The sequence below is a fragment of the Streptomyces sp. NPDC079167 genome, assembly GCF_040686735.1.
Taxonomy (GTDB): domain Bacteria; phylum Actinomycetota; class Actinomycetes; order Streptomycetales; family Streptomycetaceae; genus Streptomyces.
The window spans coordinates 397,415-413,270 of record NZ_JBFBLO010000004.1 but is presented as its reverse complement, the minus strand read 5'-3'; the positions used below and the strand labels follow the sequence as shown (position 1 = coordinate 413,270).

The following is a 15,856-nucleotide window of genomic DNA, read 5'->3' as shown; positions in this document are numbered from 1 at the left end:
GTTGGGTTCCGGCAACGTTTCCATCTGACTTCGAGGCACAACACCAATCCGTCCTGCAATCCGTACACCTGGCCCGTCATGCCGCGTACTGGCTCCCAGAGCGTTGAAGAGCAAGGAATGCGACCAATCGGCAACATGGTCCTCAACCCAGGATGTTGCCGCAGGAAACTTAGCGCTTACAGATCCGGTCGAGCAGGTTGGCGGTGGCCCGCTGGATGCGGGGGTCGACGTGGCCCGGGCGGTCCAGGGCCGGGGACCAGGCAAGGGTGCCCGAGGCGAAGACGAGCGCACCCGACGGGGCGCGGTACAGCGAGGTCTCCTGGTGCCGGGTGACCCCCTCGCTGTCGGCGTACGGCGAGTGCGCCAGCAGCATGCGGCTCTCGTGCTCGGGCAGCGCCGTACGCGGGAAGTACCGGTCGGCCTCGCCCGCGACCAGCCCGTCGATCTCGTCGCCCTCGGCCGCGCCGGTGGCCTCCCAGAGCCAGTGCGAGGCGTTCCGCACGACCAGCGGGTGCGGGTCGGGGACCCGGCCCGCGTACTGGATGCCGAGCAGCTGCTGCTCGGGGCGGTCGACCTCACGCCACAGCGCCGGCTTTCCCGGCCCCCGGCGCTTGCGGCAGGTGAGCAGACGGTCGGGAACACCGGAGGGGGACGGACCCAGCCCGACCTGCCAGTACATGGTGTTGGCCGAGAGGAAGACGAGCGAGGTGCCGGTGTCCCTGGCCAGCTCGGCGGTCCGGCGCATCGGCACCGACCAGTACTCGTCGTGGCCGGGGAAGACCAGGCCCCGGTAGCGGCTGGGGTCCACACGGCCCGCGTGCAGGTCGCGGGCGTCGGCGTACGCGAGGTCGTAGCCGTAACGCTCGGCCCAGCGGATGAAGTCGTAGGCGTGGCCGACGTGAAGGGGCAGCCCGGCGCCCGCGTAGGGGCGGTCGAAGGAGATGGTGACGGCGGCGTCCTCCTCGCCCAGCAGCCGGCCCCGCTCGTCCCACGCGTGGTACAGGCTCGCGCCCGTACGGCCGTCCTCCGGGTAAAGGTTGTACGCCTGCCAGGTCACGTCCGGGAGCACGAGCAGCAGGTCGGCCGGATGGTCGTCGCGGACCGTGAAGGGGACGTGCGAGCGGTGACCATCGACGGTGGTGAGCACCGCAACGTACGCCCCGACCGACCAGTAACCGGGGATCTGCAGCCGCCAGGACAGCCACCAGTGATGGCAGGACACCGTCCGCTCGGTGGCCAGCGGCGCGGGCTGCACGATGCCGGACAGACGCGGACTCGTGGTGATCTTGGCCGCGCCGTCGCCCGCGTAGTGCCCGATGCGGTAGACGTCCACGGAGAACTGCTGAGGCGGGTCCACCGTGATGTGAAAGTCGATCGCCTCGCCGGGCGCCGCGGAACCAGTGGACACGAACCCCTTGATCTGCTGGTGCACGTCGTCGGCGGTGCGCGTGCCGCCGCCGGTTCCGCCGCGGCTGAGGGCCGGGTCGGCGTACCAGGGGACGACCTGGCCTGTGTCGTCGAAGTAGGTCTCACTACCGCGAAGCCAGGGCAGCGGGCCCTGCCCGAAGGGGTCGCTCACGGCATGCGCGAGGGCACCCGATTCCCAACGGCGACGTCCGAATTCACTCGCGACCTGCGGTTTCTTGGCGTCTTGGACTCGAGGCCTTTGTCTCGGCCGCTTCACGGGTGAAATTTCGGAAATCTCTTGCCTCGGGTACCTGATGTTCCCGGAGACCCCCTTCCAAAGCCGCACCTTCAGATCATATCCACTGGTCGCAAGTAGAGAACCATCGCGCCCATCAACGAGAGAAGTCATGGCCAAGACCTGCGAAGGCCAAATGGCAATCTCGGACTGCAGAGCTAATCCGCGATTCAGATCCCAAAGGCGAACCAGGCCACTGTAATCACATGTAGCCAACACGAGATCATGTCGTGAATTACTGACGATAGCCGCAGCCCTACCGAGGAAACGGCCAGCTAAAATAGGAGTGTCCACAATTTTGCGCCTAGACGTGTCCCACAACACAACATTACCCGCGTAATCAATCATAACCAGGATGGCGACACCATCAGAATTTGAAAATGCGGTCATAGCAAGAACGTCAGGGATCCCAGTCTGCAGCGAGGAAGCCACGATACCGTCAACCACTGGATCCCATAATTCCAAGGTTCCTCGATAATTGACGGCAGCCACTAGGTTACGCCCCTCGCTATCGACGAACCCAGCCATAGCGACTGTGTCACGTGCAAGCACAGTCGCCTTCCTAGTCACGCTGCCGTCGACAGAGTCGATAAGGAAAATTCCCGAGGATGGGTGATAGACCGCCAGGCTAGAGCGGCCGGTCGACTTCTGCACTGTCGCCATAGCGATAGCCGGGTCCGCAAGACGGAATGTGCCTACAACCAGGTCCTTATGATGATCGGGAAATTCCTCATCTATCCCATCGTAAACCGATCCTCTCTTATGTGAAGATTCCAAATCGATCACATCGGAAGGTTCGGATTGCGCACGATTCAGCAGGCTTTCCTTCGTGATATCCGATGCCGGTTGAGCAGCCAAGAGCTGCTGCGCCAGTAATGCGTAGCGACCTCCGGCACCGCGCAACACTGAAATTGCGACCTCAGCGAATGGCTGACTCCGCTCAGAAAGCAGGGGGGAAGACTTTCGCGACTGAGAGCTGTCGGCAAGTGCAACCAGTGCATTGAAATTCAAGGTGCCGCCGAAGGTAGCGGCGATTCGATCCGATACCTTTGTCAGTACATTTTCCAAAATAAAGAGGGACTCGGTACGAGTAAGCTCGCCTAAGAGTTCCTCGCGCACCCCGTCTTGAAAGTCGTATACGATCTCATCCGCAGCTTCATCGCCGCCGGCTACACTGCGGCGCTTGATCAATCCTGACAGAAATAGTTCTGCAAGATCCCCTTGTCCAGATTGAGGCAGTACGGACTGCTGCACAAGTCGGATCACTGGCAAACTCAACGGAGCAGCCGCCAAATAACATGCAAGCCGATAAGAATCGGTCGAAGCGCTTGAGCGAAATCGGCTGACAAGGTCCTCTGCTGGCGCCCCATCACTGGTGGCAAGGGAAGGCCGCCGCCGAGGCCTGATTTTAGTTCCGAGTGGCACACCCAGCATGGGAGTCCAGCCCGAAGTCCGTCCGGCCACCAAGCTGGCCCATGGACCCAACCAATCGCCATCTAGCTCCATTACTGGCAGCCACTGGGATCGCGCTCGTGCTGTGGTACCTGCCCTCACACGAGCGAATCCAGGCACCGTAGCCTTAGACCGGTAATCGAGCATGGGTCGAGAGGGACGACTGTTAATCGCCTCCACCGGAATAGTCCGCAAAGCCGTGCGATGCCATAGCCTACGAGGCAAAACCTGGAGAACGGCAGTCGGCCTGGCGCCAGCGGTACGGGCCAAGAATTCCGCGAGCTTCGACTCATACCAAGAGGGGCCAGCCCCGTCAGTAAGAAATAGTAGTAGTCGTCTGCCAGTTGTGTCGCGCAATGGTCGATGCCACGATGCGAAATGAGAAACAGCGGTCGGGTCGAGAGAATGACGTCGCCGACGAAAAACACCTAGACGCGGCGTATCGTGATCCGTGTTCATAGCCCAGCCGCGCACTTCGTCGAAGGCACCATGACGCTCAAGCAGCGTGAAGAACTCGCTGGCAAGATCGTTCCAAATGGCCATGGTGGATCCGGTATCGATCACCAAGTCTACGGAGAAACGACGTTCGGTTGCCGACCGCCACACGGGGAGTAATCTACCAGCTTCACTTGTGGCCTGAGCTGTAGCCTCCTCGTCGAGCTCGGGCTCACCGGCCGCTTTCACTATCTGACGAAATGGCCGCAAAGCGCGTGCTAACGCAAGCGAGCCGGCCAGCGCCGATGGATGCGTAATCCCGACCTTTTGCGCTTGGCGCGGTCGAATAGAGTCACGCCCGCTGTCTCCCAAAGCATGTAGATGAACTCGGGTATCACCAGATCCCCTCTGAGCCATACTCGGTGCCGCACCACCAGTTGGACTCTGGGTAGGGGCGCTAAATTCCCCGTGCCGAGACGCGTCAGGTTCGGTAGGAGCGGATTCCCTATCGTCGACCGCCCCTCTATTCTGCTTCCCCTGAGCCCATGCCGGCGACAGATTGTCGCGTGGCATCAGGCCGGCCACACGGGCCATCCACAAAACGTCGGCTACATCTTCCGGCAAGAGGCTATCCTCGCCGGTGGGCCGGAGTAAATTAGCCAACTCTTTACGAAATCCGGAATGCTCCGGAGTCCCATGGGACATATTCGTGTCAACTTTCGTTAAGTGGCCGCATAAGCTCACTCTCGATCAATCTCCGCCCCCGCACCCCTCTCCATAGGCCGCGTTCGACCATAAGCAAGGCATTGAGCAGCTGGTCGTTGGCTAGTTCTGCACCCTCCTCTCTTTGCCGGCGAGAAAACTCAGCAATCACTTCGGCACGCGCTTCCGCTGAATCTCGACTGTCGCCAAGATGCGCGTCGACCATAGCTGCGAGTCGGTCCTCGTTCGGGGTCGAGATTTCCAGACGTACACAGCGACGCAGAAAGGCGGAAGGGAACTCGCGTTCTGCGTTGCTCGTAAGGATAACTAGTGGGAACTCACTGCAGGCAACAAGCCCGCCGCAGACGGCGGCTGTTTGATCACCGTCTGCCGTCATCACAGTTTGATCATCCACGCTAAGTCTGGAGAGTTCAGGAATCTCGAACTCTCCTTCCTCGAAAACATTCAAGAGATCATTAGGTAGATCGATGTCGCTCTTGTCGATTTCGTCAATCAGCAAGACGCGCGGATACCGCCAGGGTAAGAGAGCTGTCCCTAGAGGCCCCAGTCGCAGGTACCTGCCAATCCCAGGTGTGTCATTTTCAGAAAAACCATCTTGAGCGAAAGCGCCCTGTCGCATTCCTGCATCATACAGTCGGCCAATCGCATCATAAGTGTAGAGGCCGTCGCGCAGCGTTGACCGGCTTGTGATCGGCCATCGCAATACCTGTCCTAGCTGCAGTTCATGTGCAACTGCGTAGGCAAGTGTTGATTTTCCAACGCCAGGCTTTCCTGTAATCAAAAGTGGGCGTCTCAAATGTAAGGCCAGATTAACTAGGTGCAGCTCCCTCTCATCTGCCTGATATGCGCTAGCCTGCTTCACCCGCCCCAACCGACGGGCAGTACTTCTTGCGGAGTGCTGCGTCGGTGGAATGTGCAGATCGCTTCCCCCCGTACCAATAGGTCTACCGAATACCCTCCATGCCGGCGGTTCAGGAAGCTTGGCGATGCCGTCATGAGGCACTCCCGTTCCCTTATAAATCCACCAGTCTTCGGTCCCTGCATCCTCTGCTTTCACGCCACCCTCATTCTCTTAGGTCAATCCCGGAAACGGGCTATCTTGGTCGAGATCAACACAGTATGGGTCATCCCACAATAGAACGATATTGTTGCGTACATCGGCCTGTTCCGACACGCGACCACTCCTACGAACCCGACGCACAGTATCCGGAAGTTCAGCTAGATTATTCGGAGAGTGTTCTCTGAGTGCCTCAAGTAAATCCGCTGAATCGCCACCGTCCCGACGCCAAAGCATCGCGGGCAGTCCCTCAGTGAATATGGCATCGTCGATGGCGTCCCGGACAGGCGGCTCGAGTCTGTCATGAGACACCGTCAAGCCAACACATGCCATATCTGGATGCTCGATTAGCCAGCGGATAAGCTCTTCCGCTTTATCGAAATGCAGGGAAGGCCATCCGATCTTGTCAAGCGCGTTCCCATCCGGGCCTTCCGCATGCAGAGCCTGCCAACGCTCGCGCCACGGCTCTGGGTCCAACCAAGCATCGATGTAGCGCTCCAGCGACCGCACGACTACAGGATGATGGTGGCCGAGAGGACGCCGCGCAGGACCCACAGACCAAAGTTCCCCCCCCATGACTCAACAGCGGCGCAGGCAGAAGGAATTCAATCCTTAGGCGCCCGCGGGATCCCCGAACATCCCGTACAAGTTCAGCCCACTCCGCCAGGTGGTAACTCCCGGCACTGATCAGTTCGTCTTCGGACACTAAAACAGGTCGAGGTAGGATTCCAATTCGTTCTAAAGGCCCGTTATTTTGCGACTGTCGATAGTAGGACGCCCGCATTTGATAGCGCCTCTTGCCAGCATGCTCGGCCTCTACCGCCTCCAGCCGAACTTGCAGGATAAGCAAATGTGAGCCATCAGTAGTCAGTTCATACCGGTCCGGAACTGCGGAGACGAGTGCCAGTTCATGCAACCACATCCTCAACTGATGCAACTCGCCGTAAAGTTCCGACGCCTTATCATTACTCAACGCTTTAAGGAAATACAGTAGCGGCTCGGGCCCCTCGCTTCCATTGCTATCGATGAGGCGCAGCAAAATCTCAGGAAGCGTCTCTCCTCCCGTCAAGAGAGAAAGCCCTTTACTTTGCGGCAAATAGCGAGCCAGTTTGATCGGCCGCAACATATTTGGCATCTTACGAAGAAATCCGATCAAGGACAGCCAAGCTTCAGTAGGGACCGAGCTGGGCCGAGTAATAGCGACGATTATCAGTTCTAGCCACGGAAGTTCCCCATCATAAGGTGACTGCGAACGTAGTGCATCACGCAGCGATTCCAGCGCTCCGACTGGATCACGACAGGTCTCGATCGTACGCAAAATTTCCTTGACGTGCGCCCGCGCTTCATCTCTCTCGCTGATTCCCGACTCGATCAGTGGCGATTTTGCAGAACTCCCCATTTCCTCTACGATGCTCATTCGAAACTCTAGTCGAGCCATTTTATGGAAACCAAGGAGCACGCCACACAAGAGGTCATGGGCGCTGCGAGACCAGGGCTCGCATTTTCTGTGTCGAGAAGTTCGGCATTCGTGTTCTTGGTCGCTGTCGCCCTGCCGACCGTGCTTCCCCACTTCGTTCGGAGTCACTCTCGCTACTTCTCTCCGCTGCCAACGATGCATTCGATCAACGAGCGCAAGTGTGACAAGGACACGTCGTGCGGAGCGATCTGCTCCATGCCGCTCAACAGAGCTTTGAGAGCTCCCTCGGCGTCTCGATGGTGTCTACACCGCCGAATGATGCGATATAGGTGATCTCTGCGGTCAGATCGATCTTCTACTTCGAATGAATGAGGAAGCCCGAGACGCTCGCCCATCATTTCCAAGAGATCTAGGCGAATTTCTGGGCGCGCCATCGCCGAGAATTTCATCAACGCATCGACGAGGTCAGCGTCGGTAGGAGAGTTGATCGCCACCTGAGTTCTGTCATATCGCGCGGCCGCACCAAGCATTTTGATTAGTGGAGCTGTCGGAACGTACCAGCCACCCTTGTCGTTGGCGTACGAACGGCTTGCCTTCACTATCCCGTGTACCAATCCGTTCGCCCCTACCACCATGCTCCCACTAAAACCTTCCCGCACCCCGTCTCCTAGCACTCGAATGAAGTCGCCAGAGGGGCCCGCGACACGAAGTGCCAGAGTTTCGAGCCGCACCCCGGGCGATGGCGTGGCATCGGAATATCCGAATGCCGTAACCTCGTCACCCGCTGCAGCCTCCATGGTTGATAGCACAACCCCAGCATGCTGAGCCAACTGAGGAACAGACAGGACAGCGAGGTCGGGGAAGGGATGAAAGCCGTCGATCTCACTGAATGCAACGGGCTCCAACCGAACCTGACCTTCCTTTACGTCGAAGCCTTCCACTCCCTGCTCAACACGGATGTCGGAGGCCAGTTGACCCGCACGCCTCAGAACATGGGCTGCTGTCACGACTATCCCTGGGCAGGCAATGAAACCGCTCCCCTGAAAGGCGCCATCTGTGCTAATCCATACTGCGCAGTCACGAATACTTCCTTGCTCTTTCTCTGGTATGGCTGCTGTCATTGCACGGAGTTCGATGAAGAGCTCTCTTGATGAACTCCCACCTGCTCGCGCCGTGACGCAAGGTCCCATGACAACCTCACGGTTAGGCTGGCCTCGCTACCTGCCTCAGCAATCACACCCAGAAGCTGTCCCGACTTAACTGCTAGCTTGAGGCCGAACTCGATCTCAGCAGTATCGGGGGAACCCGCTGACTCGTCGTTGACAGTATCGGCTGCCCAACGGCCCATGCCCTGCACCACTGTCCGCACTTGATCAAGGCTCATCGCAACGGCAGAACCGAGCTGCGCCGCTCTAGTAGGTCTCCCGCGGCCTACGTCTCCGTATTGATCCCCGCCGCGACCATCTGGCTGCTGAAACTGCAATTCCCCGACGACTTCAGCTACCAGGCTCGTTCCGTTGCCCAGATCCACTGTGACGGTCTCAGTCACTCGTCTTGCCTCCTCTAGAATCCAGCTAGCGGCTAGCCTAGACTTCGGATCTCACGCATACAGGCTGAACTGCACAAGTCTTCGACCTGTTGCCTCATGGCTCCCGACAGACGTGCCAGTGAGGCTTCTTCAAGTTGGCCATCGATCGGGTGATGTGCCAGGGCTGATTCAAAGTCGTGGTGATCTTGTGGGTGTGTTGGTCACGGTGGTGTGACGATGCGGCCGGGGGCCGCGTCGGACGCAACGAAGCTCCGTTGTGCAGGTGAGCTTCCCAAGTCGCCTTCGTCCAACGGAGCTTCGATGTGCCGCCAATCTGCCACCGTCTGCTTGATCAAGTCGCCATCGCGTCAACAGCGCTCGCTGGGCGCGCTCGCGGAGCGCCTGGCGGTGCTGCCCGATCCGCGGTCGCGGCGCGGGGTGCGTCATCCGTTCGTGGCGGTTCTGCTGGTCGCGGCGTGCGCGGTCACAGGCGGGGCGAGGTCGTGGGCGGCGATCGGCCAGTGGGCGAAAGCGGCACCGCAGGACACCCTGGCTCGGCTCGAAGCCCGCGCCGCCGGCGGGCTGGGCGTGCGGGTTGCGCCGTCGCTGTCCACGGTCCGCCGGGTCGTGATCGGTGTCTGCCCGGGCGGGCTCGCCGACCTGACCGGCCAGGACCCTGCTGGCGCGGAGAGCCTCGCGGTCGACGGCAAGGCCACCCGCGGCTCCCGCCACCGCGACACCCCCGCCGTGCACCTGCTGGCCTCGATGACCGACCGGGGCCGCACCGTCACCCAGCTGCTCGTCCCGGGCAAGACCAACGAGATCACCTACTTCACCGCCCTCCTCGCACCCTTCGACCTCCGAGGCGTCGTCGTGACCGCGGACGCCCTGCACACCCAGACAGGCCACGTCCGCTACCTCGTCGAGGAGAAGAACGCGCACTACCTGCTGCTGGTCAAGGCCAACCAGCCCGCCCTGTTCGCCGCCCTGCGGTCCCTGCCCCGGCGGAAGGTGACCACCCGCCGCTACGACCGCGAGCACTGCCACGGCCGCCGCGAAACCCGCGCCACCCGCGTCCTGACCGTCACCGGCCTCGGCGTCGACTTCCCCCACGTCGTCCAGGCCGCCCGCATCCTGCGCTACCGCGTCGACCAAGCAAGCGGAAGGTGCACCCGCGAGACCGTCTACGCGAACACGGACCTGACCTCCACCGATGCCTCACCCCAGAAGATCGGCCGACTCCTCCGCGCGCACTGGACCATCGAGAACCGCCTCCACCACGTCCGCGACACCACCTTCGCTGAAGACGCCTCGAAGATCCGCACCGGGCACGGCCCCGCCAACCTCTCCACCCTCCGCAACCTCACCATCAACGCCCACCGCGACGCCGGCCACACCAACATCGCCGCCGGCCTCCGCGACACCGCCTACGAACCCTTCACCCGACCGCTCAAGCTCCTGGGCATCAACTGACCAGCACCGCAACAACATCACCGCGACTTTGAATCAGCCCTGGGCTGGACCCAAAGGGCAGCGGACGCGGTGCCGCCGAGTCGGCGGAGGCCAGAGGTAAGCCTTCTACGGGGTCCATCCGCCGCTGAACAGTGCTAGGGCCTGTATCTGGTCGTGATCAATCTGTGGGAGCACCCACGTCTCGTGGCGCGATCTGGTAGATCGTCCGTGTATGGCCTGGAGGGGACACCCTCTGGAACGGACGGCGGGAACAGCAGTGGACGTGGCAACAGAAGACATTCGTAGGTTGGCGGCCGATGGTGCCGGTCTGCTTGCGATGATCGAGGCGCTCAGAGACAACTAGGGCTTCACTCTCACCCCGCTGCGTCTGCTGCTGGCCCTTGACAAGGCTTTCGGGATCCCGTGGACGGAAGTCCGGGACCTCCTCGTCCTCCTTGACCCGGACCTGCGTCCGATCGGCCCGGCCGGGGACGTGGAGAAGCGGTTCACGGCGCTGCTGCGGCGGTCGTGATGAATTGTGGGACTCGCCCACGTCCCGTGGCGTGACCTGGTAGGCCGTTATGCATGACGCGGGTGCAACTGACGGACAAGGCATGAGAGTTCATCGAGCCGTACCTGCCGATCGGCGCGTACGGCCCGTATCCACGACCTCACGCGAATCAACCCTTGATCACGACCAGATACAGGCCCTTAGTTCCAGTAGGTCGGGAGCGAGCGGTCAGTGCGTGGAACTGGCCAGCTGCACGGTGGCTCCGTGCGTCCATCTCAGGTACATGTCGTAGCGGTGCGGGGTCCATCCGCCATCGCTCCACAGCCACGCAGCGAGCTTCGCGGGTTCATCGAGCCCGATCTCCTCTCCCAGTCGTGTCGTGTATGCGCACAGGACACGAGCTATGCGCTGGTCGAGGATGAGCGGGCGCAACCCCGGCGCATGCACTACGGCGCCGCCGGCGAAGTAGAGGAACTTGGTAAAGAATGCCGGTCCAAGGCCTGCGATCGCGCCGATCGGGCTGCGGTAGGCCGCCACGGCGCCATCGGTCGCCAACAGCGCAATAGTCTGTGCTAGCACCGCCTCAACTGGCGCTGGGCGCAGGATCTCACCCAGCCGGTAGGCCCCGTAGCCGTTGTCACCCTGTCCCCAGACGTAGCTGGCGATGAGTGTCTCGGTCCAGGTCGCCGTTGCTGCCCCAGTCCGGGCCACCGCCGACACCTGCGCCCGGCTCAGCAAAGTTGGCTTACGTCCGACCTGCTCAGCCAACGCCGAGGGCCACGGCCGGATGCCGGCCCAGGACCCCGGGATGTAGCGAACGGCATGCTCGCCGGTCCCGTCCGCGTACGGCGCCCCGTCTCCGGCCAGCCAGGCTCCCAGCTTTCCCACTGCATCCACAGGAAGCGGACGCTCGAGCATCCGCGCGTCCAGTTCCCCGGCGCCCTCTCGCCACCCCATCCGAACCTTCTCCTTTGGTTCCACCAGTTCGCCTCGACGGCAGGCATCACCAGTTCGTGACGGATCTGTCCCGAGGAAGGGCACCCTCGCACGAGTGCGGGACGGTTCAGCTGGTCTTGCGGGCGGAAAGTGGGCTGGAACCAGGTACGGCCCGGATACCAGGAACGTTGTCGGCGCGAAGTCTGGCGGCCACAGCGCCGGGACTGATCTCCCCGCCCTCGTACTGGCTCGTGGGGACCGCCGTTATCTGCGACACCGTCAGAACACTTCCGACCGGCAGCCCGGAAAAGGCCTCTCGCATGTGGCGTGCGACATCGCGCCGGGACCGGGGCATCTGAACCGTCGCCGGCCTACCGACGGGGGTAGCCTCCCGCGCCCCCAGCCGGGGTGCCGGGAAGCCTGCGACCGAGGAGGTGGGCGCGCCTCCATCCGGGCGTTGCCAGCGCCGGGAGAACGCCTCGGACAGATGGTCAGCTCGGGCCAGGATGCTCTCCTCGCCCCACTGAGCAGGCAGGGAACGGTTCAACGAAAGTGCACTGTGCACGAGGATGTCGTTCCTCTTGCGCTCCCAGGGACCATTGGAAACCGATGTGTTCAGTCTGCCAGTGAGCAGAGTCAGGTTTCCCACGGTGTGGAGGAGAGACTGCCTGCGCTCATGAGCCTCGACGCTCCCGAGGCCTCCGCCGTCGGGAAGCGGCCAGTGTTCCTCCCAGGCCTGGGGCAGTAGGTGCTCGATCGTCAACTCCCCGTTGTGGACATGTCGCTCGGTCTTACCCGAATACAGCGAGTCCTCCAACTCGGCCAGCAGCAGCCGCATCCGGGTCCGTGTGAGTTGCTTGTACAACGGCTGGGACCGAAAGACTTCTCGGATATCGCGATCGCGGGGCCAGAACCCGGAGTCGGTTTCCTGTCGGAGCAGAAAGTCCGCCACGACTGACGGGTCATCCTTCGCCTTCAGTTCCTTGAGCAGTTCCAGGAAGAGCCGGTTGTAGTTCTTGGTCGTCAGGCGGCAGACGGTGCGTCGCACCAGGTAGGAGTCCAGGGTGCCCACCGCGCCGGCCCGGTCATCCTCGTCGAAACGGCTCACCAGCCACAGGAGCACGGGCATAACGGTGTTGGCGTCCAGAACACCAACAGTGCGCAGAAATCGGCCTTCCGGTGTTAGCGGCTGTTCCTCGGCTGTCAGCCGCCGGTAGGCACCTGCCCGCTCCCCCAGGCGCCTCATCAGATTGACCAGGCCCATATCAGCGGCCTTGACATACCTGCGAAAGGTCAGGAAGAGCTCTGGAGCCATCACCTCCTCGGCGAGTTCACCCGTCAGGTACTGCATGAGGAAGACGTCAAGGCGAGGCCTCTTCAGCCTTCCCTGCCGCACCTCCTTGCGCCAGTCAGGCGTCTCCAGCTGCGCCCACAGGTCCCTGTACAGCTCCTCCACCGGGAGTCCTTGCTCCTCCGCCTGCTGGAAGACCAGGTTCTTGACCAGGTCGGATGCCTGCAACGGGGTGCCTCGGTCGTTCAGAGCCTCGAAGATGACCTGGGCGTTGTCCTCGGGCTTGAGATCGATAACGACCAACTCGAACTTGTCACGAAGCACGCGCACCAAGGCATCAAAGCCCTTGTCCAGCCTGCCTTCGTAGTTCAGCTCTTCTGCCCACTCGACCGTGCGGTTGCGAAAGAACCAGTACGCCTGGACGATCGCCGAGGCGTCTGGAGCGACGGGGAATGCGACGTCGACGGGCCGCCGGAGCCGACCGTCCATGACCATGCGGAACGAGTCACGGTCAATGTTGGTAGGCCACACCTTGTAGGCGGCATGCGGGTCGTCTGTCATGTCGTCGTCGTTGGCGGTCAGTTTGACGAGCGCACGTACGTACCTGTCCTGGACATCGAGCTCGCGTGCGACATCGCGGACCGCGGCAAGGAGAACCTGAAGTGTTGTCAGCCTCTGCTGTCCGTCAATGACCTGTCTGGCGGGCATCGACCCCGTGAGTGTCAGTAGCTGATCCAGCACGACCGCACCAAGAAAGTGCGGATGAACCTCCTCATCCGCCATTCTTTGGTGGACCAGAGAGGCGACGTCCTCCCACAGGGGGCGCCAGTTCCGGTCCTCCGTCCAGACGTAGGGCCTCTGGAAGACCGGCACGACGAGTCGCCGGTCCGGCCCGAACAGATCGCGCAGGGTCATCGATTTCGCTTCCACACTGTCCTCCACTAGGGGCTGGTCACACGAGCCAAGTACCTGCCATTGGGGTCCTCTCGGTCGATTCAGGGACTAGCGTCAACCCCGCAACCAGTGGCCGCCCACTCCACCGACCTACGGAAGCTGCCCCTGAAGCACACCGCGCACAACCGTGTCCAGCTCGAGATCGCGCAGCCCCACACACAACCTGCCGGCCTGGATGCCGACAATCGCGTTGACCAACCGGCACTCGGGCCACCATCCTGTCCGCGCACGGCCACGGCGCGCGACATGGGTCGTCGCCACCCTCGGCAGCCCAGCACGAATGAGCCTCAGGACTCGGTGGGCTCGATGGCCTCCTGTTTCGCCAATCTGCCCCGCAGCTTCTTCGCAACAGGTTTCACCTTGTTGTCCCAGAAAGGCTTGACATGAGGAGCGATGAGAATAGCGCCGACTACGGCCCCGCCGATGGCCAACTCGTTCCAACTGAGTTGAGGGTCATCGTCGCCACCACTACCGCTGTCGTCCACGATGGGCTCAGGCTCGAGAATTGCCTCCTCTTCAGCGGGAGACCCTCCGTCGCCGAAGCCACCAGGATTCGCTTCCATATCGGCCCTAAGTGCCGCTACCGTATCCTCGCTCCAGGTACGAGTTTCCCAGTTCCGGTTGTACTGGGCGTAACCGCCCGTACCGCGTGAATGGTATTGTTCCTTCGCGTACTGCTGCCCCTTCTCGGTGAGCCCATAAGCGCCGGGGTTTCCGTCCAGGTAGCCGTACTCCTTGAGGAGCGCATTCATTTCTCGAGCCGTTCGGCCAAACTCCTCGCCCAACACCCGTGCTGATTTCCCCATGACTCAGCGCCCCCTCTTACACTTCGGCCGCACGCGGCCGCCGCTGACGATATGGACGACGTTACTGGCAGCACACTGCACTGCGGGGCTAGTTCTGTCAGACGCGTACCGCCTTCGCTGGGACGCCGAGCAGGCCTGGCCTTCAACGGCCGCGGCGGCTCTCCGAGCCCATAGCGACGCCCTCACCGCGGCAGGACCTGCGCGAGCGGACGGCGCTCGCCGACCTGCTTCGTGAGTACGTTGGCTGTCTCCCGTCGGGCCAGCTCGTCCACCCTTGACGTCTGCGCACGTCAAGGACCAGAAACCCGCCCTGTTCCCGTAGCCGCAGGGATAGGGTGACCTTCGGTGATGGTGCAACACGGTGACGCGGTCGCGAGAGGGTGACTCAGAAAACATGGCAGAGGTGCCCGCGCAGATCGGCCGCTACGTGGTCGAGCGCGAGCTGGGCTCGGGGGGCATGGGAGAGGTCTATCTGGCCTATTCGCCCGGCGGGGACCCGGTCGCGGTGAAGGTGATCCGCCGGGATCGCCTCGACCAGGCCACGCGCGCCCGATTCGAGAAGGAAGCGCTCATCGCGCGAACGGTCGTGGGTACGAACCGAGTGGCACGCTTCCTCGATGCCGATCCGTACGCCGAGCAGCCCTGGATGGCCGTCGAGTACGTCCCAGGACATACGGTTCAGGAGCAGGTACAGGGCCGGGGTACGCTTCCTACCCCGCTCGTCGCCAGCCTCGGCGCGCTGCTCGCCGAAGGGCTCGAAGCAGTTCATAAGGTGGGCCTGCTCCACCGCGACCTCAAACCGCAGAACGTCATGCTCAGCGAGTACGGTCCGATACTGATCGATTTCGGTCTCGGGGCCTTCGTTGACGCTGACAAGGACAACCTGACGCAGGCTGGGATGATCATCGGCACCATTCGGTGCATACCTCCCGAACAAGCGCTCGCCCGCACCAAGCCGAAAGAACCTGCCGATGTGTACGGGCTCGGCACAGTGCTGCTCTATGCGGCGACCGGCCACTACCCGTACGAGGGCGCGGACTGGCTCGGAATTGCCGCTCAGGTAGCGGACGAGGAGCAGTCCCCGAATCTGGCCGGGCTGCCTGATGCCCTCCTCCCGCTGATCACAGCCATGCTCGCGTACGCGCCGGCCGACCGTCCCATGCTGACCGAGGTGACCCGGCAGTGTGTGGCACTCGTAGAGGATGCGGGGTTGTCTGCGGCACAAGCCCGCCATGCACTTGTAAATGCGACGGCTTCCTCCGAGGACAGTGCCCGCGCGGCGCAAAACAATGGCCCGTCCTCCTCGGTGTGGGAACGCATCGAACAATTCGCGGCCCCGGTCGGCGAGACCGGCAGTGCGGACGAGGACGACCACGACAGCCCGCTCGACCGTCCCCTCCCGGTCTCAGAAGACGCCGACGCCGAGGCTCCTGGCGATCTCACGAAAGACATCGTGCGGGAAGCCGAGGAGACTCCTGATCCGGAGCCGCCGACCCAGAAGCCGAGGCGGGGTCGTAAGCCGGCCTCTCTGACGGTTTCCGAGGACTTGCGGAAGCGGTACGCGATGCAGTCCGCGCTGTAGCTCGCCTATC

At 62.1% G+C, this 15,856-nt stretch carries 10 protein-coding genes and 1 pseudogene; 2 read left to right on the top strand and 9 right to left on the bottom strand.

Going from position 1 to position 15,856, the window contains the following annotated elements; all coding sequences use genetic code 11:
• Nucleotides 1-169 precede the first annotated feature (169 nt).
• From AB0P41_RS11715 to AB0P41_RS11690, 6 genes and pseudogenes are all read right to left on the bottom strand, one after another.
• Nucleotides 170-1,579 carry a N,N-dimethylformamidase beta subunit family domain-containing protein gene (locus AB0P41_RS11715; RefSeq protein ID WP_365931588.1) on the bottom strand — a complete coding sequence of 470 codons (1,410 nt, stop codon included), beginning with the start codon at nt 1,577-1,579 and terminating at the stop codon, nt 170-172.
• A gap of 1,167 nt (nt 1,580-2,746) precedes the next feature.
• Nucleotides 2,747-4,294 (bottom strand): annotated as a pseudogene (locus tag AB0P41_RS11710) (SAV_2336 N-terminal domain-related protein); the annotation flags it as partial.
• Between the two features lie 7 nt (nt 4,295-4,301).
• Nucleotides 4,302-5,369 carry a MoxR family ATPase gene (locus AB0P41_RS11705; RefSeq protein WP_365931518.1) on the bottom strand — a complete coding sequence of 356 codons (1,068 nt, stop codon included), beginning with the start codon at nt 5,367-5,369 and terminating at the stop codon, nt 4,302-4,304.
• A 15-nt stretch (nt 5,370-5,384) separates the two neighbouring features.
• Complete coding sequence (locus AB0P41_RS11700; protein WP_365931515.1) at nt 5,385-5,945, bottom strand: hypothetical protein; 561 nt, start codon at nt 5,943-5,945, stop codon at nt 5,385-5,387.
• Between the two features lie 1,014 nt (nt 5,946-6,959).
• On the bottom strand, nt 6,960-7,907 hold the full coding sequence (locus AB0P41_RS11695; RefSeq protein WP_365931512.1) for a trypsin-like peptidase domain-containing protein: 948 nt from the start codon (nt 7,905-7,907) through the stop codon (nt 6,960-6,962).
• The gene (locus tag AB0P41_RS11690; protein WP_365931510.1) at nt 7,904-8,335 is read right to left on the bottom strand and encodes a CU044_2847 family protein; all 432 of its coding nucleotides are present in this window, start codon (nt 8,333-8,335) and stop codon (nt 7,904-7,906) included. Before AB0P41_RS11690 ends, AB0P41_RS11695 begins: the two co-directional genes overlap by 4 nt.
• A gap of 327 nt (nt 8,336-8,662) precedes the next feature.
• Between AB0P41_RS11690 and AB0P41_RS11685 the strand changes: the two genes are divergently transcribed.
• Nucleotides 8,663-9,787 carry an ISAs1 family transposase gene (locus AB0P41_RS11685; RefSeq protein ID WP_365931508.1) on the top strand — a complete coding sequence of 375 codons (1,125 nt, stop codon included), beginning with the start codon at nt 8,663-8,665 and terminating at the stop codon, nt 9,785-9,787.
• 718 nt (nt 9,788-10,505) lie between these two features.
• On the opposite strand, the gene AB0P41_RS11680 is transcribed toward AB0P41_RS11685, so the two are convergent.
• The 3 genes from AB0P41_RS11680 to AB0P41_RS11670 all read right to left on the bottom strand — a co-directional run bounded on the left by AB0P41_RS11680 (nt 10,506) and on the right by AB0P41_RS11670 (nt 14,264).
• A complete protein-coding gene (locus AB0P41_RS11680) occupies nt 10,506-11,234 on the bottom strand; it encodes a hypothetical protein (protein ID WP_365931506.1) in 729 nt (242 codons plus the stop codon).
• A 106-nt stretch (nt 11,235-11,340) separates the two neighbouring features.
• Nucleotides 11,341-13,419, bottom strand: a complete 2,079-nt coding sequence (locus tag AB0P41_RS11675) for a DUF262 domain-containing HNH endonuclease family protein (RefSeq protein WP_365931505.1) — start codon at nt 13,417-13,419, stop codon at nt 11,341-11,343.
• A 326-nt stretch (nt 13,420-13,745) separates the two neighbouring features.
• Nucleotides 13,746-14,264, bottom strand: a complete 519-nt coding sequence (locus AB0P41_RS11670) for a hypothetical protein (protein WP_365931503.1) — start codon at nt 14,262-14,264, stop codon at nt 13,746-13,748.
• Nucleotides 14,265-14,658: 394 nt separating this feature from the next.
• On the opposite strand from AB0P41_RS11670, the gene AB0P41_RS11665 reads away from it, so the two are divergent.
• The gene (locus tag AB0P41_RS11665; RefSeq protein ID WP_365931502.1) at nt 14,659-15,846 is read left to right on the top strand and encodes a serine/threonine-protein kinase; all 1,188 of its coding nucleotides are present in this window, start codon (nt 14,659-14,661) and stop codon (nt 15,844-15,846) included.
• The last annotated feature ends 10 nt before the right edge of the window (nt 15,847-15,856 follow it).

What these genes read in the sequence shown, in the direction of transcription:
- AB0P41_RS11700 (WP_365931515.1), bottom strand. Translation starts at nt 5,945, where the DNA reads ATGGGGGGGGAACTTTGGTCTGTGGGTCCTGCGCGGCGTCCTCTCGGC.
- AB0P41_RS11695 (WP_365931512.1), bottom strand. Translation starts at nt 7,907, where the DNA reads ATGACAGCAGCCATACCAGAGAAAGAGCAAGGAAGTATTCGTGACTGC.
- AB0P41_RS11680 (WP_365931506.1), bottom strand. Translation starts at nt 11,234, where the DNA reads ATGGGGTGGCGAGAGGGCGCCGGGGAACTGGACGCGCGGATGCTCGAG.
- AB0P41_RS11675 (WP_365931505.1), bottom strand. Translation starts at nt 13,419, where the DNA reads ATGACCCTGCGCGATCTGTTCGGGCCGGACCGGCGACTCGTCGTGCCG.
- AB0P41_RS11670 (WP_365931503.1), bottom strand. Translation starts at nt 14,264, where the DNA reads ATGGGGAAATCAGCACGGGTGTTGGGCGAGGAGTTTGGCCGAACGGCT.
- AB0P41_RS11665 (WP_365931502.1), top strand. Translation starts at nt 14,659, where the DNA reads ATGGCAGAGGTGCCCGCGCAGATCGGCCGCTACGTGGTCGAGCGCGAG.